The organism is Cupriavidus gilardii (assembly GCF_013347325.1).
GTDB classification, from domain to species: Bacteria; Pseudomonadota; Gammaproteobacteria; order Burkholderiales; family Burkholderiaceae; genus Cupriavidus; species Cupriavidus gilardii.
On record NZ_CP054626.1, the window covers coordinates 2,092,540 to 2,112,044 of the forward strand.

The following is a 19,505-nucleotide window of genomic DNA, read 5'->3' on the forward strand; positions in this document are numbered from 1 at the left end:
GGACCGTGGTGATTTCGTGAAACCGACATCGTTGAGATCCATCGTGGCCCTCCTTGCCAACGGAGCGCGGACCCGGCAGCGCCCGCTCCTTTCCCGGCTTCCCGCCGGGTACACGCTGCGAACCGCGCCCCCGCCGGCGACGCTGTCCGTGCTTGCCGCGCTGGCCGTGCTGGCGATGCCCTGCCCCGGACCGGCATCGGCCGCGCCCTATACCGTTGCCGCTGCCGCCTCCGCTTCCGCCGCGACGGCCCCGGCGAGCCCGGACCGCATGCCAGGCCCCTCGACACCGCAACGCATTGCCCTCGACGGCCTGACACTGCGCAACGCGGTCGGCATCGCGATTGCGCGCCATCCCGACATCAGCCGTGCGAACGCGGTGGTCACGCAGAACCTGTCCGAAATCTCGGTCGCCAAGGCCGCCTGGTACCCGAAGATCGAATACGGCGTGCAGCCCGGCTATGGCGGCAGCTTCGGCAGCGGCGGCAACGACCTCGGCTCGCGCGCCTCGGTCGGCGCGAGCCAGTTGCTCTACGACTTCGGCCGCACGCGCAGCAAGATCTCGGCCGCCGACGCCAACCTCGGCAAGAGCCAGCATCAGCTCGCCGATACCGTCGAGACCGTGGCGGCCAATACCGCCGACACCTTCGTCGAACTGGCCGCCAGCCAGGCCGTGATCGCGGCCGCGCAGCGCCAGGTCGAATCGATGAACGAGACGCGCGCGCGCATCGGCGAGCGCGTGCGTGCGGGGCTGTCGGTGTCGTCGGACCGGGACCTGGCGGAGGTGGCCACGCTGCGCGCCAGCGCCGAGGTGCTGAAGGCGCGCAACCGCTTCGACGTCGCCGCCACCAGGCTGGCCGAGCTGATCGGCGCGCGTCCGCGGCAGGTGGCCGACCTGGCCAATACCGGCGGCGTGATCGAGCGGATCACGCGCGATGGCGGCGGCGGACGCGACGACCAGATCGACGACACGCCGTCGGTGCTGGCCGCGCGCGCCGCGGTCGATGCCGCGGCGGCCAACGTCGACCTGGCGAAGGCGGAGCGCTATCCGTCGGTCAGCGTCGGCGTCAGCCGGTCGCTGTCGACCGGACGCGCCAATGCCAACGACGATACCTGGGTCGGCCTGTCGATCCGCGGCGACTTTTCGCTGGGCCGGCTCGCCCAGCACCGCATCGCCGCCGCGCAGGCGCAGGAGCGCGCCGCCGCCGATGCACTGGAGAACCAGCGGCTGCGCACGCGCACGGCGCTGTATGCAGCGCAGACCGAGGCGGAGGGCGCGGCCGCGCGGCTGGCCAGCTACCGCAACGTGATCGAGCTGTCGCGCTCGTCGCGCAATCTGTACTGGCAGGAATACATGCTGAACAAGCGCTCGCTGACCGAGGTGATCACGCGCGACCGCGAGATCTTCCTCGCCGAGGAAGAATGGATCAACGCCATGGCCGACGGCATCCGCGCCCGCATCAAGGCGTATGCCGCGGTCGGCAAGTTCGTGGAGCTGCTGCGGCAGCAGGAAGGCGCACGCGATGAATGACCCCACCCCGTTGAGCGCGCTGGCTCAGGCGGCGCAGACGTCCCCTTCGTCCCCCTCATCTCCCACATCCCCGCCATCCCCGCCATCCCCGACGCCATCGCCCCGGCAGGCCGACGCCGAGGCAGAGGCCTCGCTGCAACCGTGGATCGACGCGATGCTGCTCGCCGCGCGGCAACTGAACGCGCCGGCCTCGCCCGAGCAGCTGCGCAATGCCGCGGCGTGGGCCGCGCGCGGCCAACCGCAGCGCGAGGCCGCCGTCGTCGAGCTGGCCGCCTCGGCTGGCCTGTCGGCGCAATTCGTCGACCTGCCGCCGGCATCGCTGTCGCCGGTGATGCTGCCAGTGCTGGTGCCGCTGGGCCAGGGCACCACCCAGACGGTCGGCATGGTGATCGCCGTGGTCAATGGCGTGGCGACCCTGCTGCTGCCGATGGACGGCAAACCGGTCGAGCGCAGCCTGACGCTGGACGCGCTGGCCCGGGAAGCGAGCGGCCGCCCGCTGCTGGTGCAGGCGCGCGCCGCGCGCCGCGGCGACCGGCTCGACGCCTATCTGCGCGCGGCGCCGGACTCGTGGCTGACCGGCATCTTCACCGCGCACTGGCGCACGATGCTCGACCTCGGCCTGGGCTCGCTGTTCGGCAACCTGCTGGCGGTCGGCACCTCGCTGTTCGCGATGCAGGTGTGGGACCGCGTGGTGCCGGCGCGCTCGCTGCATACGCTGTGGGTGCTGGCCTCGGGCGTGGCGCTCGCGCTGGCGCTGGAGCTGCTGATCCGCACCGCGCGCGTCTCGATCACCGACCATTTCGGCAAGCGCGTCGACATCAAGCTGTCGGCGATGTTCTTCGCCCGCGTGCTCGATATCCGCAACGATGCGCGGCCGCGCTCGCCCGGCACGCTGATCGCGCAGCTGCGCGACCTCGAACAGCTGCGCGAACTGCTGACCTCGAGCACGCTGGGCGTGCTGATCGACCTGCCCTTCGTCGCCGCCTTCCTGTTCATCATCTGGGTGCTGGGCGGCTGGCTGGTGGCGATTCCGCTGGCCGCGATTCCGCTGCTGATCCTGCCGGGGCTGCTGGCGCAGATTCCGCTGGCCCGGCTGTCGCGCGAAGGGATGGCCGAGGCCGCGCTGCGCAACGCGATCCTGATGGAGTCGATCTACCGGGCCGAGGACATCAAGTCGCTGCAGGCCGAGCCGCGCTTCCGCGGGCTGTGGGACCACGCCAACCACGTCAACGGCGAGATCGGATTGAAGCAGCGCTTTATCGCCGGGCTGCTGGTCAACGTGTCGCAGACGGTGCAGCAGGTCGCCTATGTCGGCGTGGTGATCGCCGGCGTCTACGGCATCCTGGACGGCAACCTGTCGTTCGGCGCGGTGCTGGCCTGCTCGATCCTGACCAGCCGCACCATCGCGCCGCTGGCGCAGATCCCCGCGGTGCTGGGCCGCATCCAGAACGCGCGCGTCGGCAAGAAGGCGCTGGACGAGCTGCTGCGGCTGCCGGTGGACCACGATCCCGACAAGGACGCCTATCACAAGCCGCTGGTGCGGGGCGGCTATCGCTTCGAGAACGTGGCCTTCGGCTTCGACCCGCAGGAAAAGCCGGTGCTGACGATTCCGCAGCTGCGCATCGTGCCGGGCGAGCGCATCGCGATCCTCGGGCGCGTCGGCGCCGGCAAGTCGACGCTGCTGCGGCTCGCCGGCGGCCTGGCCGCGCCGACGCACGGACGCATCGTGCTCGACGACACGCCGATGGCATTGATCGACGTCGCCGACATCCGCCGCGACATCGGCTGCGTGCTGCAGGAATCGAGCCCCTTCTACGGCACGCTGCGCGAGAACCTGCTGATCGCCAATCCGCTGGCGAGCGACGAGCAGCTGCTGCGCGCGCTGCGGCTCGCCTGCGCCGACCAGCTGCTGCTGAACCAGCCGCATGGGCTGGACCTGCGCATCCGCGAGAACGGCATCGGCCTGTCCGGCGGCCAGAAGCAGGTGCTGGTGCTGGCCCGCACCTTCCTGCGCGACCCGCAGGTGCTGCTGCTGGACGAGCCGACCGCTTCGCTGGACGAGGGCACCGAGCTCGCGGTGATCGAACGGATGCGGCAATGGATGGGCCGGCGCACGCTGATCGTGGCGACGCATCGCTATCCGGTGCTGTCGCTGGTCGACCGGATCATCGTGGTCGAGCGCGGGCGCATCGTGCGCGACGGGCCGAAGGACGAGGTGCTGGCCCAGCTCAAGCGCACGGCGCCGCCACGGCCGGCGGCATCGGCACAACCGCCGACGCAACCATCCGCGCAACCATCGTCGCCGGCGCCCGCCCAGACGGCCCCGGCCGCGGAGTAGCCCCATGGACAAGATCCCGATGCGTGCACGATTCGAAGACGGCGCCGGCGGCGCGCGCCTGCTGCTGTGGCTGGGCATCGGCGCGATCGCCGCCTTCCTGCTGTGGTCGGCCTTCGCCAGCCTGGACGAAGTGGCGGTCGGCGAAGGCAAGGTCACGCCCGCCTCCAAGGGCCAGATCATCCAGAGCCTGGAGGGCGGCATCCTGGCCGAACTGGCGGTGCGCGAGGGCGATGTGGTCGAGGCCGGCCAGCAGCTGGCCACGCTCGACCCGGTGCAGGCCCGCTCGTCGATGGAGGAGACGCTGGAGCGGATCGCCGCGCTGCAGGCGCGCGCCGCGCGGCTGCACGCCGAGATGAACGACGCCGAGTCGGTCAACTTCCCCGCCGAGCTGGCGCGCGACACCGCGGTGGTCGAGCGCGAGCGGCAGCTGTTCGTCGCCAACCGCCGGGCCTTCCGCGAAAATCTCGCCAATCTGCGCCAGCAGCTGCGCCTGGCCGAGCAGGAGCTGCAGATCGCGCTGCCGCTGCTGCGCACCGGCGCCACCAACGAGGTCGAGATCCTGCGGCTGCGGCAGAAGGTGGCCGAGTTCGCCACCAAGCTGGACTCGACGCAGAGCGAGTACTACGTCGCGCTCAAGGCCGATTACGCCAAGACGATGGCGGACCTGGGCCCGCTGCTGAAGGTGCGCGAGGGACGCGCGGACCAGCTGCGCCGCACCGCGATCACGTCGCCGGCGCGCGGCATCGTCAAGGACATCCGCGTCTCGACGATCGGCGGCGTGATCACGCCGGGCGGCGTGCTGATGGAAATCGTGCCGCTCGGTGACCAGCTGCTGATCGAGGCGCGCCTGTCGCCGCGCGACATCGCCTTCATCCATCCGAACCAGGAGGCCACGGTCAAGATCACCGCGTTCGAGCCGTCGATCTACGGCACGCTGCCAGCCAGGGTGGACCGCATCTCGCCGGACACGATCGAGGACCAGGTCGACCGGCGCATCTACTACTACCGCGTCTACGTGCTGACCCAGCATGCCTTCCTGGAGACGAAGGACGGCAAGCGCCATCCGATCCTGCCGGGCATGGTGGCGACCGCCGAGATCCGCACCGGCCGCCGCACCGTGATGGACTATCTGGTCAAGCCGCTGAACCGCGCGGCGGAGGCGCTGCGCGAACGCTAGCCCTTGCGCAGGTAGGTGACCAGCCAGTCGATCACCGGCGCATTGCGCCGCGTCAGCAGGCTGACCGCGATCGCGACCGCAAACCCGGCCGGCACGCCGAATGCGCCCGACGCGATCGGATCGACGCCGAACCAGCGGTCGCCGAAGATCCCGGTCATCCGCGTGAAGAACGGGTAGTTGACGAAGATGTAGTAGATCGACACCGAAAGCCCGGCCAGCATGCCGGCGAACGCGCCGGCCGCGGTGGTGCGCTTCCAGAAGATCGCCAGCACCAGCACCGGGAAGAAGCTCGACGCCGCCAGCGAGAACGCGGCGCCGACCAGGAACAGGATGTTGCCCGGCCGCAGCGAGGTCACGTAGGCCGCGAACAGGGCGACGCCGAGCAGCAGGATCTTGGCGGTGGTCACGCGCCGCTGCTGGCTCGCGCCGCGATCGACCATGTGATAGAAGACGTCGTGCGACAGCGCGTTGGCGATCGTCAGCAGCAGCCCGTCGGCCGTCGACAACGCCGCCGCCAGCGCACCGGCGGCGACCAGCCCCGAGATCACGTACGGCAGCCCCGCGATCTCCGGCGCCGCCAGCACGATCATGTCGGGCTGGATCATCACCTCGGCCCACTGCACGATGCCGTCGCCATTGACATCGCGGATGCCGAACACCGGCGGATCGATGCGCCGCCATTGCATGACCCAGGCCGGCAGATCGGCATAGGGCGTGCCCACCAGATGATGCAGGAACTGGTACTTGACCAGCGCCGCCAGCGTGGGCGCGCTGACGTACAGCAGCGCGATGAAAAACACCGCCCAGGCCACCGAATTGCGGCTCTCCTTGACCGACGGCGTGGTGTAGAGCCGCGTCAGGATATGCGGCAGGCTCGCGGTGCCGAGCATCAGGCAGAAGGTCAGCAGCACGAAGTTCAGCCGCTCGGTCTTGCGCTCGGCCTCCGACGGCGACGGATAGGGCTCGGTGGCGGGCACCGGCGGCTGGCTGCGCGCCAGCGCCTCCTCGCGCTGCTGGGTCCATTGCTGCAGGGCCGCGGCGGGGTCCTGCGGATAGTCGGCCCGCTCGCGCTCGACCGCCTTGATCTCGCGCAGCGGCGCATTGCGGGCGCGCAGCTCCAGCAGCCGCGCATTGAGCCCGTCGCGCACCTCGTCGAACGACTGCGGCAGCCGTGCGATGCGCTCCTGCAGCTCGATTGCCTGCTGACGGTAGTGTTCGCGCACCGCAAGCTCGCCCGGATCGCGCAGCAGCTCGCGCTCGCGCTGCGCGACATCGGTCAGCACCGTGCCGTAGCCCAGCTGCGGCACCGCCTCGCCATGATGCTTCCACGCGATCATCGACACCGTGGTCAGGAACGCGACGATCATCACGATGTACTGCGCGACCTGGGTCCACGTCACCGCGCGCATGCCGCCGAGGAACGAACAGACGAGGATGCCGGCCAGGCCGAAGAACACGCCGACGGCAAAGTCGACGCCGATGAAACGCGTGACCACCAGGCCGACGCCCTGGATCTGCGCGACCAGATAGACGAAGGAACACAGCGAGGCGGCCAGCACCGCGATGCCGCGCACCGGCAGGTTGCCGCCCGGCTTGCCGTTGCCGTAGCGCGCGGCGAGAAAATCGGGAATCGTGTAGCCGCCGTACTTGCGCAGATACGGCGCGAGCAGGAAGGCCACCAGGCAGTAGCCGCCGGTCCAGCCCATCACATAGGCCAGCCCCTCGTAGCCCGAGGCGAACAGGATGCCGGCCAGGCCGATGAAGGACGCCGCGCTCATCCAGTCGGCGGCGATCGCCATGCCGTTGAACATCGCGGGCACGCGCCGGCCCGCGACGTAGTACTCGTGCAGGTCGGCGGTGCGGCAGATCAGCCCGATGCAGGCATAGATCGCAATGGTGATGAACAGGAAGACGTAGCCGAGCCACAGCGCGTCGGCGTTGGACCGCTCGAGCAGCCCCATCATGCCGATGAAGCCGAACAGTCCGAGCGTGAACAGGCCGTAGTACAGCAGCAGCCGGCGGCGAAAGCGCGACTGGGCCTGGGCCATGGGCGTGGGCGGAAGGGAAAGCCGAAAGAGGCGGTGGCGGGCAAACGCGAAGCGGGCGCCGTGGTTGCGGCGCCCGCTTCGCGCGGCCGGTCTTACTTGGCCTGCCGCAGCTGTTCGAGGATGGCGGGATTCTCCAGCGTGGAGGTGTCCTGCGTGATCTCCTCGTTCTTGGCCAGCGATCGCAGCAGGCGGCGCATGATCTTGCCCGAGCGCGTCTTCGGCAGGTTGTCGCCGAAGCGGATGTCCTTCGGCTTGGCGATCGGCCCGATCTCCTTGGCGACCCAGTTGCGCAGCTCGTTGGCGATCTGCGCGGCCTCGTCGTCGGTCGGACGCGCGCGCTTGAGCACCACGAACGCGCAGATGGCCTCGCCGGTGGTGTCGTCCGGACGCCCGACCACGGCGGCCTCGGCGACGATCGGATTGGCGACCAGCGCCGACTCGATCTCCATCGTGCCCATGCGGTGGCCCGACACGTTCAGCACGTCGTCGATGCGGCCCATGATCGTGAAGTAGCCGGTTTCCTTGTCGCGCACCGCGCCGTCGCCGGCCAGATAGAGCTTGCCGCCCAGTTCGGCCGGGAAGTAGCTCTTCTTGAAGCGCTCCGGATCGCCCCAGATGGTGCGGATCATCGCCGGCCATGGGCGCTTGACCACCAGGATGCCGCCGCTGCCGTTGGGCACGTCCTGCCCGGTCTCGTCGACCACCGCGGCCATGATGCCCGGCAGCGGCAGCGTGCACGAGCCCGGCACCAGCGGCGTCGCGCCCGGCAGCGGCGTGATCATGTGGCCGCCGGTCTCGGTCTGCCAGAAGGTATCGACGATCGGACAGCGGCCGCGGCCGATGTTCTCGTGGTACCACATCCACGCTTCCGGATTGATCGGCTCGCCGACGGTGCCCAGCAGGCGCAGGCTCGACAGGTCGTACTGCTTCGGATGCACGGCCTGGTCGGCCTCGGCCGCCTTGATCAGCGACCGGATCGCGGTCGGCGCGGTGTAGAACACGCTGACCTTGTGGCGCGCGATCATGTCCCAGAAGCGGCCGGCGTTCGGATAGGTCGGGATGCCCTCGAACATCAGCTGCGTGGCGCCGGCCGCCAGCGGGCCGTAGGCAATGTAGGTGTGGCCGGTGACCCAGCCGATATCGGCGGTACACCAGTACAGGTCGTCGGGCTTGATGTCGAAGGTCCATTTCATCGTCATCAAGGCCCACAGCAGATAGCCGCCGGTGCTGTGCTGCACGCCCTTGGGCTTGCCGGTCGAGCCCGAGGTATAGAGCACGAACAGCGGATGCTCGGCATCGACGGGCTCGGCCTCGCAGGTCTCGGGCTGGCCCGCGCAGACCTCGTCGAGCCAGCGGTCGCGCCCTTCGACCCAGTTGACCTTGCCGCCGGTGCGGCGATAGACCACCACGTGCTTGACCGCCTCGCAGCCGCCCAGCGCCAGCGCCTCGTCGGCGATCGCCTTCAGCGGCAGCGCCTTGCCGCCGCGCATCTGTTCGTCGGCGGTCAGCAGCGCGACCGCGCCGACGTCGACCAGCCGCTCCTGCAGCGACTTGGCGGAAAAGCCGCCGAACACCACCGAATGCGTGGCGCCGATGCGGGCGCAGGCCTGCATCGCGCAAACGCCCTCGATCGACATCGGCATGTAGATGACGACGCGGTCGCCCTTCTTGATGCCCAGCGCCTTCAGGCCATTGGCGAGCTGGCACACGCGCGCATGCAGCTCGCGATAGGTGACCCTGGTCACCGTGCCGTCGTCCGCCTCGAACACGATCGCGACCTTGTCGGCGTTGCCGTTCTCGAGATTGCGCTCCAGGCAGTTGTACGAGGCGTTCAGCTGGCCGTCCTCGAACCATTTGTAGAACGGTGCGTTGCTCTCGTTCAGCACCTTGGTGAAGGGCTTGGCCCAGACCAGCTGCTCGCGGGCGTGGCGCGCCCAGAAGCCTTCGTAGTCGCGCTCGGCCTCTTCGCACAGCGCGCGGTAGGCGTCCATGCCGGAAATGGCGGCGCTCTTGGCGAACGATTCGGGTGGGGGGAATACGCGATGCTCTTGCATCACCGATTCGATGGCGGACATAGCTCGTCTCCTGAAAGGCCGGATATGGCTTCGATACTTTTGCCGCAACGCTACGCTGCGCGGCTTACTGCAACCTGACGCTGTCCTTGCCTGTCCTTTCCGTCCTTCGCGCCCCTCCCTCTTTCAGGGCAAAGGCGCATTGCGACGCAGCAATGATGCCGGCTGCGCGGGCGCGCCGCGGCGATGCCCGCGGCGTCCGCATGTGAAGCCTAAGCCTTAAGGCTAGCATAGCTATAATCGCCCGGCGCGTGCGATGGCGCGCGCTGCCGCGCCGATCGAGGCTCGCTTGCGGCCTGTTTGAAGTCCGCTCGCGGCCCGGTTGCGGTCAATATGCGGCGCGATCTCGGCCATCGCGCCGCGCGCGCGACGTGCCACCGACTACCGAACCCGTGCCCCCTTCCGTTCCCCTGAATGCCCTGCTGCTGGCCGCGTCGATGGCGCTGGTCGGCAGCAACGTCGGCCTCGGCAAGGCCATCGTCGCCCATGTGCCGATCCTGCTGTTTGCGCTGCTGCGCTTCGTGATCGCCATCGTCTGCCTGTCGCCGTGGTACCGGCCCGCGCGGATGCGCCTCGTGTCCCGCCGCGAATGGTTCAACCTGTTCCTGCAGGCGTTCTTCGGGACCTTCCTGTTCACGCTGCTGATGCTCGGCGGCGTGCGCCTGACCAGCGCGATGTCCGCCGGCGTCATCACCAGCACCATTCCGGCGACCGTGGCGATCCTGTCCTGGCTGGTGCTGCGCGAACGGCTGTCGCGCCGCACCGTGCTGGCGGTGCTGCTGGCGGTGGCCGGCATCGCGGTGCTCAATATCGCCCGCGGCGGCCAGCCAGGCGGCGCGGGCGCCGATGCGCTGCTCGGCAACCTGATGGTGATGGGCGCGGTGGTCTGCGAGTCGATCTACGTGATCCTGTCCAGGCGTCTGGCGCAGACGCTGGCGGCGATCGAGATCTGCGCCTACACGCATCTGATCGGCGGCCTGTTGATGCTGCCGCTGGGGCTGGTGCCGCTGCTCGACTTCGATGCGGGCGCCGTGCCGCTGCATGTATGGGCCATGGTGCTGTGGTACGCGCTGTCGGCCAGCGTGTTCTCGTTCTGGCTGTGGATGAAGGGAATCCGCCATGTGCCGGCGCAGCTGGCCGGCGTGTTCACCTCGGTGCTGCCGATCGCCGCCGCGCTGTACGGCATCGTGTTCCTCGGCGAAACGCCGGGCTGGGCGCACGGTGTCGCGCTGGTCTGCGTGCTGGCGGGCATTGCGCTGGCGAGCTGGCCCGGCAAGCTGGCGCGCGGCGGCCGCACGCGGCGATGGCAGCGGCCAGGCTCGCGGCATTGCGTCCGCCGGCATCGAGCCCGAACCCGGCGCCACGGTACAATCCCGCGGCCGCTGACCGGCGCGCCGCACGATCGGCCGCCGGCCGGCGCCCGTCCTCCGTACCGAGCAACACAATCCCTTACGCAAAGCTAACGCAACCACCATGGCATCGAACTTGTCGCCTGAGCCGCATCGGATGCGCCCGATTCCCCGTCTGATCTTCGCCTCGCGCTGGCTGCAGCTGCCGCTGTACCTGGGCCTGATCGTCGCGCAGGGCGTCTACGTCTATCACTTCCTGATGGAGGTCTGGCATCTGCTGGCCCACGTCACCGAGTACGACGAGAACAAGATCATGCTGGTGGTGCTGGGCCTGATCGACGTCGTGATGATTTCGAACCTGCTGATCATGGTGATCGTCGGCGGCTACGAGACCTTCGTGTCGCGGCTGGGCATCGACAATCATCCGGACGAGCCGGAGTGGCTGGACCACGTCAATGCCGGCGTGCTCAAGGTCAAGCTGTCGATGGCGCTGATCGGCATCTCGTCGATCCATCTGCTCAAGACCTTCATCGACGCGGGACAGCGCGACACCCATACGATCATGTGGCAAGTGGTGATCCACGTCGCCTTCCTGTTCTCGGCGATCGCGATGGCGTGGGTCGACAAGATGATCACGCACTCGCATCCGGCGCTGCAGGATCGGGGGCTGTAACCCGACGTGCGCTGGAGCAAGAACCGCGGCCCGGCGCCGCGGTTTTTTATTGCGCCGTGCTCGTCGGCCGTTTGTCCGATATTCGCGCACGATGTGAAATTAACGCCACTTTTAGCGGCAGGCAGCCGCCCTCCGTCCGGGACGCGTCTGGCGAGGGGGTGTATGATTCGGGCGGAATTTTCGTCCGCTTTTGTCCGACTGCCCTCCCCCACAAGACATGACCGTCATCAAGCAAGAAGACCTGATCCAGAGCGTCGCCGACTCCCTGCAGTACATCAGCTACTACCACCCGATGGACTACATCACCAGCCTGGGCCGTGCCTACGAGCTGGAACAGAGTCCGGCGGCCAAGGACGCGATCGCGCAGATTCTGACCAACAGCCGCATGTGCGCCGAAGGCAAGCGCCCGATCTGCCAGGACACCGGCATCGTGACCGTCTTCGTCAAGGTCGGCATGGACGTGCGCTGGGACGGCGCCACCATGGGCCTGACCGACATGATCAACGAGGGCGTGCGCCGGGGCTACACCCACCCCGACAACGTGCTGCGCGCCTCGATCGTCAATCCGCCCGAAGGCGGCCGCAAGAATACCAAGGACAACACGCCTGCCGTGATCCACTACGAGATCGTGCCGGGCGACAAGGTCGACATCCAGGTCGCGGCCAAGGGCGGCGGCTCGGAGAACAAGTCCAAGTTCGTGATGCTGAACCCGTCCGACTCGATCGTCGACTGGGTGCTCAAGACCGTGCCGACCATGGGCGCGGGCTGGTGCCCGCCCGGCATGCTGGGCATCGGCATCGGCGGCACCGCCGAGAAGGCGATGGTGATGGCCAAGGAATCGTTGATGGAATCGATCGACATCCAGGACATCATCGCCCGCGGTCCGAAGGACTGGATCGAGGAACTGCGCGTCGAGCTGTACGAGAAGGTCAATGCGCTGGGCATCGGCGCGCAGGGCCTGGGTGGCCTCGCCACCGTGCTGGACGTCAAGATCATGGCCGCGCCGACGCACGCCGCGTCCAAGCCGGTGGCGATGATCCCGAACTGCGCCGCCACCCGCCACGTGCACTTCACGCTGGACGGCAGCGGCCCGGCCAGGCTGGAAGCGCCGGACCTGTCGCAGTGGCCGAAGGTCGAGTGGGCACCGAACACCGAGACGTCGAAGCGCGTGGACCTGAACACGCTGACGCCCGAGGAAGTGGCCTCGTGGAAGCCGGGCCAGACGCTGCTGCTGAACGGCAAGATGCTGACCGGCCGCGACGCCGCGCACAAGCGCATCGCCGACATGCTGGCCAAGGGCGAGAAGCTGCCGATCGACTTCACCAACCGCGTGATCTACTACGTCGGTCCGGTCGATCCGGTGCGCGACGAAGTGGTCGGCCCGGCCGGCCCCACCACCGCCACGCGGATGGACAAGTTCACCGAGACGATGCTGTCGCAGACCGGCCTGATCGCGATGATCGGCAAGGCCGAGCGCGGCCCGGTGGCGATCGAATCGATCCAGAAGCACAAGTCGGCCTACCTGATGGCGGTCGGCGGCGCGGCCTACCTGGTGTCGAAGGCGATCCGCGGCGCCAAGGTGCTGGCGTTCGAAGACCTCGGCATGGAAGCGATCTACGAGTTCGACGTCAAGGACATGCCGGTCACGGTCGCGGTCGACAGCAGCGGTACGTCGGTGCACAAGACCGGCCCCGCCGAATGGCAGGCCAGGATCGGCAAGATTCCGGTCGCGGCGCTTTAAGGGTTCAAGATTGGTGAGTCGCGGGCGACAGCCATCGCCCGCGACCATCAACCGCCCTTGCCCTCTCCCCAACCCTCTCCCGCAAGCGGGAGAGGGAGCACACACCGGGCAGTTGCCAACGCGATCGGTTTGCTGCCCTCGCCCGCTTGCGGGAGAGGGGGCACACACCGGGCAGTCTCCAACGCGATTGGTCTGCTCCCCCTCCCGCTTGCGGGAGAGGGGCCGGGGGAGAGGGCAACCGCCCCCTATTCCCCTAAGCCAGCTCTCCCCCGTGTCCCCCTCCCCCATCGGCATCTTCGATTCCGGCCTCGGCGGCCTGTCCGTGCTGCGCGAGGTGCGAGCGCTGCTGCCGCACGAAACCCTGCTCTACCTGGCCGACTCGCGCTATGCGCCCTATGGCGAGAAGCCGCAGGGGTTCGTGCAGGCGCGCACGCTGCAGGCCTGCGAATGGCTGGCGGCGCAGGGCTGCAAGGCGCTGGTGGTGGCCTGCAATACGGCCACCGCGCATGGCATCCAGGCGCTGCGCGAGCGCCTGCCGTTGCCGATCGTCGGTGTCGAGCCGGGACTGAAGCCGGCGGTAGCGGCCAGCCGCAGCAAGGTGGTCGGTGTGCTCGCCACCGCCAATACGCTGGCCAGCGACAAGTTCGCGCGGCTGCTGCATTCGCTGCAGGACCAGTGCCGCTTCGTCTGCCAGCCCGGGGGCGGGCTGGTCGCGCGCATCGAACAGGGCGATATCGACGGGCCGCTGGTTCGGGAACGTCTGCAGACCTGCCTGGCGCCGATGCTCGAAGCGGGCGCCGATACCCTGGTGCTCGGCTGCACCCACTATCCGTTCCTCAGCGAAACCGTGCGCGAGCTGATCGGCGAGCGGATGACATTGATCGATACCGGCGTCGCGGTCGCGCGGCAATTGCAGCGCAAGCTGGCCGAGCACGGCTTGGCGGCCGACGCGGGCAGCGGCGTGGACGCTGGCGCGAGTCCGATCGCGGTGGCGCGCTACTGCACCACCAGCGACGCCGAACACCTGCGCCGGATGGCGCGCGCGCTGCTGCATGTCGATGCCGCGGCGGAAACGGTGGTGATCGAGCCGGCGCCGATCACGCCCTGATCTCGCGCCTCGTTGCGCGCCTCCTTTCGCGCCTCCTTTCGCGCCTCCTTGCGCACCTCCTTTCGCGCCTCCTTGCGCGGCGCCGCTCGGCCTTGTTGCCTCAGCGGACGAAGCCCACCTGACGGCGCTCCCTGACCTCCGGCTTGACCGCATGCTCCTGGCGCAGCTGCGCGAGGAATTCGTCGGGCGTCAGCGCCTCGCCCAGCAGCGCGCATTGCCGCTTGACGGTGGCAAAGTCGCCCGGCGTCAGGCCGTCGAGCCCGGCCAGTTCGCGCCGCATCGCATCGTCGAGCGCGGATGCGTCGCCGTCGAGCGCCTCGTCGACGAACATCGATTCGCGCTGCGCCGGCAGCAGCGGCATGAAGCGGATCTTGAACGAGAAGCGGCGCAAGGCGGCCTCGTCGAGCCGGTCGAACAGATTGGTCGTGCAGACGAAGATGCCGTTGAACCGCTCCATACCCTGCAGCATCTCGTTGACCTCGGAGACCTCGTAATTGCGCACCGCCTGCTGCCGGCTCTGCATGAAGCTGTCGGCCTCGTCGAGCAGCAGCACGGCGCCGTCTTCCTCGGCGCGCGCGAACATCGCGGCGATCTGCTGCTCGGTCTCGCCGACGTACTTGCTCATCAGGTCCGAGGCCCGCCGCATCATCAGCGGCAGCTCCAGCGCGGCGGCGATATGTTCGGCCAGCGCCGTCTTGCCGGTGCCCGGCGGGCCGTAGAAGCACAGCGTGCCGCGGCGCCGCGCCTGCAGCGCCTGGATGATGCGCTCGACGCGATAGCGGGTCTCCAGGTTCAGCCGGTCGAGCCGGTAATGCGTGACCACCGGCCGCGTCTCCGCTTCGGGCCGCAGGCCCATCGCGCGGTCGGCGTGCTCGAGCTGGCGCAGGATCAGCGTCTCGACCGGCTCGCCGATGCCGGGCTGGGCCAGCTGCACGAAACGCGCGGCCGATTGCACCTGCGCCGGCGTCAGCGTGCGGCGCGCCGCCAGCGACGCGATAAAGGCATCGCTGACCGCCAGTCCGCCCAGATGCTTGCGGATGATGTTCTCGCGTACCTGCGGCGGCGGAATGCGCAGCTCCAGATGGAACTGGAAGCGGCGCAGATAGGCGGGATCGATCTGCCGGATCGAATTGGAGATCCAGATCACCGGCACCGGATTGCGCTCCAGCGTCTGGTTGACCCAGGCCTTGCCGTTGACCGAACCGCGCGTGTCCTCCTGGCCGAACAGGCTCATCAGCTCGCGCGCCGAGCCCGGGAATACGTCTTCGACCTCGTCGAACAGCAGCGCGGTATTGGCGCGGCCGCGCAGAAAGGCCTGCGACACCTGCAGCGAGCGATAACGATCCTTGCCCGACAGGCTGTTGCCGTCGCGGTCCAGGCAATCGACCTCGTACAGCTCGCAGCCGGCCTCGCGCGCGAGCAGCCGTGCAAATTCGGTCTTGCCGGTGCCGGGCGGCCCGTAGATCAGCACGTTGACGCCCTCGGCATGCTGGCGCGTGGCGTTCGCCAGCAGCGCGGTCAGGTAGCGGGCATCGCTCTCGACATGGGGATAGTCGGTGCTCGACAGCGTCGGCGGCGCGGCCGGGCGCGTGAACACCGCCATCATCTCGGCCTCGTCGGCGTAGTTGCCGAGCAGCACGTGCAGCAGCCGGTCGGACAGCCGCATCAGGTCGCCCAGATCGGTCACGCTGTTCTCGGGCAGCGGCTGCTCGATCAGGTTCAGCGTCTCCAGCCGCGAGCCCGGCCGCAACGAGGCGGCAACCTGGGCCGCGGTGGCGCCTGTCAGCCCGGCCAGGATCTGGAAGGCCTCCTGGCTGTGCGCGACCTTGCAGTCGACCATCACCGCGCGCAGGTCGCGCTTGTACTTGGCCAGCGCGGCAAACAGCAGCAGCTTGCGCTCGTGGTCGGGCAAGTCCAGCACATGGCTGAGCATGTCGATATTGCGGACCAGCAGCACGCGCTCGCCGTCGAGCCTGGCCGCCAGCGCGGCGGCCGATACCTCGAACACGGTGAACATGTCCTTGGCATGGTGCTTGACGTACTCGTCCAGGTAATAGAACAGCGCCCCCTCGTCGAAGGCGCTGTTCCACTGGCCGTGCCGCTCGAGAAATTCCTCGGGAGTCAGCCGGCCCGCGCCACGCCAGGCCGGCATGTCGGCGCAGCGCGCGGCGAGGAAACGCTGCACGCGCATCACGACGCCATAGGGCCAGACCAGCTCCTGGGCGCTGACCGTCAGCACGTCGTTGATATTGCTGCGCAGGTTGAAACGCGGTCCCAGCGCGCAGACCACGCGCAATGCGAACTGGGCGCACATCCAGTCGAGCGCCGTGGTGGCGCCAGCCCCGGGGGCCGCGCGCAACAGCGCCGGCCGGTCCTCGTCGATGCTGCGGGTGAAATCCATGGGCAAGGCTCCTCGTCCCGGACGAGCGACGGAGGACCGTCGCCGCCGCTTCCTTCGCCGTTTTTTTCGCTTGGTTCTCGGCCTGCTTTGCCGCTGTTCCTGCCGCGTGCTCTGTTGTCGACCGCGATCGCCTGCTGTTCCGCCTGCTTCCAGCCTTTGTCCCGCCGGCCGCCTGCCAGTTCACCGGGCCCTTTTTTCGTATGCTAGCTCGCTTTGCCGGGTGCGGTTAGTCGGGGCGTCCCCGCAGGCATGGCCGGCGACGACCCGGCTTCCAGCAGGGTCAAGTGGCGAGAAGGCCGACAAATAGGAATCATTATCGTTTATACTCACGCGCTGACACGCTGCCAGAGAGTGGCGCTCCCCCAGGCTTTGACTTTGAAGGAGCGTTTATCATGGAACTGCTGATTAGCCTGCTGTTTGGTTGCGGTATTTCGCTGGTGCTGTTTCGCCGTAAATAGATTGCTGTAACGGCTGCGGAACAGCCGCCGAACAGCCCGATCGCCGCGCCGCTCGCGCCCGACACACCGATGCCGCCTTCGGGCGGGAGGCCGCGCCTGCAACGCCGGTTAGCCGAAATTTGTTGTCTCACATGTTCGATCAACGTTTCCTGAAGATCACGCTAGCCGTTCTGCTTTTCCACGCCGGCCTGCTGTATCTGATCCAGAGTGGGCTCGCGCGCAAGATGACCGAAGCGGTGATCCCGCCTGAAATCATCGCCCGTATCATTCCGCTGGAACCGCCGCGGCAGCCGGCACCGGAGCCGCCCAAGCCGCAACCGAAACCGGAGACGCCGCCCAAGCAGGTCAAGGTCACCAAGCCGACACCGCAGCCCAAGCCGCAACCGAAGCCCGAACCGCGCATCGAGCCGACGCCCGCGCTGCCGCCGACGCAGACCGCGGTCGAAGCGCCGCCCGCACCGCCGGCCCCGCCCGCTCCCCCGCCGCCGCCCGAGCCGGCACCGGTCGCCACCGGTCCACGCGCGGTCGGCATCGGCGAGATCCAGTGCACGCCGCCGCAGCCGACCTACCCGTCGCAGTCGCGGCGGATGGGCGAAACCGGCAAGACCGTGGTGCGCCTGACCACCGACGATACCGGCAAGGTGGTCAAGACCGCGGTGGTCAGCTCCAGCGGTTCGTCACGCCTGGACCAGGCGGCGATCGACGCGGTCCAGCGGATGCGCTGCAAGCCTTATGTCGAAAACGGTCGTGCGATCGCGGTCACCGCGCAGCAGCCGATCGCTTTCGAACTGAACTGATTTGAACTGAACCCTCCATACGATTTACGACTTACCAGGAACCATCATGCAGGACCTCGGACTCAGCCATCTGTGGGCGCAAGGCGATTTCGTCATGCGTGCGACCGCCATCATTCTGCTCGTCATGTCGCTGGCGTCATGGATCGTGATTCTCACCAAGGCGTGGGATCTGGTCCGCCTGAAGAAAATGGCGCAGGGCGCGGAAAAGCGCTTCTGGCATTCGGACGATTTCGACCACGCGCTCGAGACGCTCGGCAGCAGCGAATCGAATCCGTTCCGCACGCTGGCGCTGACCGGCAAGGAAGCGGCCCAGCACCATCGCGCCAGCCAGCCGCAGCTGCATGACGTGATGGATATTTCCGACTGGCTGACCCGTTCGCTGAAGAGCGCGATCGACGACGCCGTGTCGCGCATGCAGTCGGGCCTGGCGATCCTGGCCTCGGTGGGCTCCACCGCGCCGTTCGTCGGTCTGTTCGGCACCGTCTGGGGCATCTACCACGCGCTGATCGGCATCGGCGCCTCCGGCGTGCCGACCATCGACAAGGTCGCCGGCCCCGTCGGCGAAGCGCTGATCATGACGGCCTTCGGCCTGGCGGTGGCGATCCCCGCGGTGCTCGGCTACAACGCGCTGACGCGCGGCAACAAGGCGGTGATCTCGAAGCTGAACCGCTTCGCCCACGATCTGCACGCCTACTTCGTCACCGGCGCCCGTGTGCGCCCGACCGGTGCGCGCACCGCCGACGACAATGCGGTGCGTCTCGCGGTCAAGAACTGAACTGACGCGGACCGCCCCCCGCTCGAAAGGAAGTCATCATGGCATTCGGTACCCTCGACGATGACGATGACGCAGTGATGAGCGAGATCAACATGACGCCGCTGGTCGACGTCATGCTCGTGCTGCTGATCATCTTCATCATCACCATCCCGGTGATCAATCACGCGGTCAAGATCGACCTGCCGCGTGCGACCAATCAGCCCAACGATCCCAAGCCGCAGAACATCAATCTGTCGATCGACGCAGCCGGCAAGGTGTTCTGGAACCAGCAGGAGATCGACGACGCGACGCTGCAGAACAATATCGCGCAGGCGGCCCAGCAACAGCCGCAGCCCGAGCTGCATCTGCGTGCCGACCGCGACGTGCGCTACGAGCGCGTGGCCGAAGTGATGGCCGCCGCCCAGCACGGCGGTCTCGGCAAGATCGGCTTCATCACGGAGCCGAAGCAGTAAGACCCCCAGCGGCGCGCAGTGCTGCGCCGCTTTCCCCAAGCCCCACCCTGCGGTGGGGTTTTTTCTTTTGTGTTTCGAATGAAACCAATTGCGATTCCTGGCGGCGCCGACGTGCGCGGTTCGATATCATGCAGAGAGTCGTTGTAATGATAACGATTCTCATTTAATATGAACGGAATGACGGCAGCCACCGAAGCTGGTGCCGTGAAACCGACCATCCCCGAACAGGAGCCCCATCGATGAGCACCCTAGCCTTGCCGCTGACGCAACCGCGCGAAGTCACCCGCCGCCGCCTGTCGCTGCGCCGCGTGGTGGTGAACCAGGATCCGGCGCCGAACGCGCGCCGCGAGGCCGTGGCCCCGTCGGCGATGGCGACGGTCAAGTCGGCGGTGGCCCGCCTCGAGGCGCCGGTGCGCGACAATCGCAGCGCCAATGCCGCGGCCCAGGCGGCGCCTGCGCAGACCGCCGAGGCGGTCCCGCTGGAAGCCTTGATGCGCGGCGCGACCACGCTGCCGATCCTGCATAACGGCGAGGTCTATACGCTGCGCAAGACGCGCTACGGCAAGCTGATTCTGACGAAGTGAGCCG

At 68.2% G+C, this 19,505-nt stretch carries 14 protein-coding genes; 11 read left to right on the forward strand and 3 right to left on the reverse strand.

Annotated features, from left to right (window positions below):
- Window positions 1-43: 43 nt before the first annotated feature.
- The 3 genes from FOB47_RS19615 to FOB47_RS19625 all read left to right on the forward strand — a co-directional run bounded on the left by FOB47_RS19615 (window position 44) and on the right by FOB47_RS19625 (window position 5,043).
- On the forward strand, window positions 44-1,528 hold the full coding sequence (locus FOB47_RS19615; RefSeq protein WP_174781892.1) for a TolC family protein: 1,485 nt from the start codon (window positions 44-46) through the stop codon (window positions 1,526-1,528).
- Between the two features lie 154 nt (window positions 1,529-1,682).
- Window positions 1,683-3,866, forward strand: coding sequence for a type I secretion system permease/ATPase (locus tag FOB47_RS19620; RefSeq protein WP_390884861.1), 2,184 nt, complete (start codon window positions 1,683-1,685; stop codon window positions 3,864-3,866).
- 4 nt (window positions 3,867-3,870) lie between these two features.
- Entirely contained in the window at window positions 3,871-5,043 is a 1,173-nt protein-coding gene (locus FOB47_RS19625) for a beta-barrel domain-containing protein (protein WP_053822142.1), read from the forward strand.
- On the opposite strand, the gene FOB47_RS19630 is transcribed toward FOB47_RS19625, so the two are convergent.
- The gene (locus tag FOB47_RS19630) at window positions 5,040-7,091 is read right to left on the reverse strand and encodes a sodium:solute symporter family protein (RefSeq protein WP_174781894.1); all 2,052 of its coding nucleotides are present in this window, start codon (window positions 7,089-7,091) and stop codon (window positions 5,040-5,042) included. The genes FOB47_RS19625 and FOB47_RS19630 overlap by 4 nt on opposite strands.
- 92 nt (window positions 7,092-7,183) lie before the next feature.
- Window positions 7,184-9,166 (reverse strand): acetate--CoA ligase, encoded by a 1,983-nt coding sequence (acs, locus tag FOB47_RS19635; RefSeq protein ID WP_174781895.1) that lies wholly within the window; start codon window positions 9,164-9,166, stop codon window positions 7,184-7,186.
- Window positions 9,167-9,600: 434 nt separating this feature from the next.
- On the opposite strand from acs, the gene FOB47_RS19640 reads away from it, so the two are divergent.
- The 4 genes from FOB47_RS19640 to murI all read left to right on the forward strand — a co-directional run bounded on the left by FOB47_RS19640 (window position 9,601) and on the right by murI (window position 14,034).
- Complete coding sequence (locus FOB47_RS19640) at window positions 9,601-10,626, forward strand: DMT family transporter (protein ID WP_174782505.1); 1,026 nt, start codon at window positions 9,601-9,603, stop codon at window positions 10,624-10,626.
- Between the two features lie 10 nt (window positions 10,627-10,636).
- Complete coding sequence (locus FOB47_RS19645) at window positions 10,637-11,185, forward strand: TIGR00645 family protein (protein WP_043441654.1); 549 nt, start codon at window positions 10,637-10,639, stop codon at window positions 11,183-11,185.
- A 217-nt stretch (window positions 11,186-11,402) separates the two neighbouring features.
- The gene (locus FOB47_RS19650; RefSeq protein ID WP_174781896.1) at window positions 11,403-12,926 is read left to right on the forward strand and encodes a fumarate hydratase; all 1,524 of its coding nucleotides are present in this window, start codon (window positions 11,403-11,405) and stop codon (window positions 12,924-12,926) included.
- A gap of 271 nt (window positions 12,927-13,197) precedes the next feature.
- Window positions 13,198-14,034, forward strand: coding sequence for a glutamate racemase (murI, locus tag FOB47_RS19655; RefSeq protein ID WP_053822146.1), 837 nt, complete (start codon window positions 13,198-13,200; stop codon window positions 14,032-14,034).
- A 100-nt stretch (window positions 14,035-14,134) separates the two neighbouring features.
- Here murI and FOB47_RS19660 read toward each other — a convergent pair whose 3' ends face one another.
- Window positions 14,135-16,435 carry an AAA family ATPase gene (locus FOB47_RS19660; protein ID WP_174781897.1) on the reverse strand — a complete coding sequence of 767 codons (2,301 nt, stop codon included), beginning with the start codon at window positions 16,433-16,435 and terminating at the stop codon, window positions 14,135-14,137.
- A 589-nt stretch (window positions 16,436-17,024) separates the two neighbouring features.
- Here FOB47_RS19660 and FOB47_RS19665 point away from each other — a divergent pair.
- The 4 genes from FOB47_RS19665 (at window position 17,025) to FOB47_RS19680 (ending at window position 19,501) form a co-directional block, all read left to right on the forward strand.
- The gene (locus tag FOB47_RS19665) at window positions 17,025-17,690 is read left to right on the forward strand and encodes an energy transducer TonB (protein ID WP_174781898.1); all 666 of its coding nucleotides are present in this window, start codon (window positions 17,025-17,027) and stop codon (window positions 17,688-17,690) included.
- A gap of 46 nt (window positions 17,691-17,736) precedes the next feature.
- A complete protein-coding gene (locus FOB47_RS19670) occupies window positions 17,737-18,465 on the forward strand; it encodes a MotA/TolQ/ExbB proton channel family protein (RefSeq protein WP_023263789.1) in 729 nt (242 codons plus the stop codon).
- Between the two features lie 38 nt (window positions 18,466-18,503).
- A complete protein-coding gene (locus FOB47_RS19675; protein ID WP_006579474.1) occupies window positions 18,504-18,917 on the forward strand; it encodes an ExbD/TolR family protein in 414 nt (137 codons plus the stop codon).
- Window positions 18,918-19,156: 239 nt separating this feature from the next.
- Complete coding sequence (locus FOB47_RS19680) at window positions 19,157-19,501, forward strand: hemin uptake protein HemP (protein WP_174781899.1); 345 nt, start codon at window positions 19,157-19,159, stop codon at window positions 19,499-19,501.
- The last annotated feature ends 4 nt before the right edge of the window (window positions 19,502-19,505 follow it).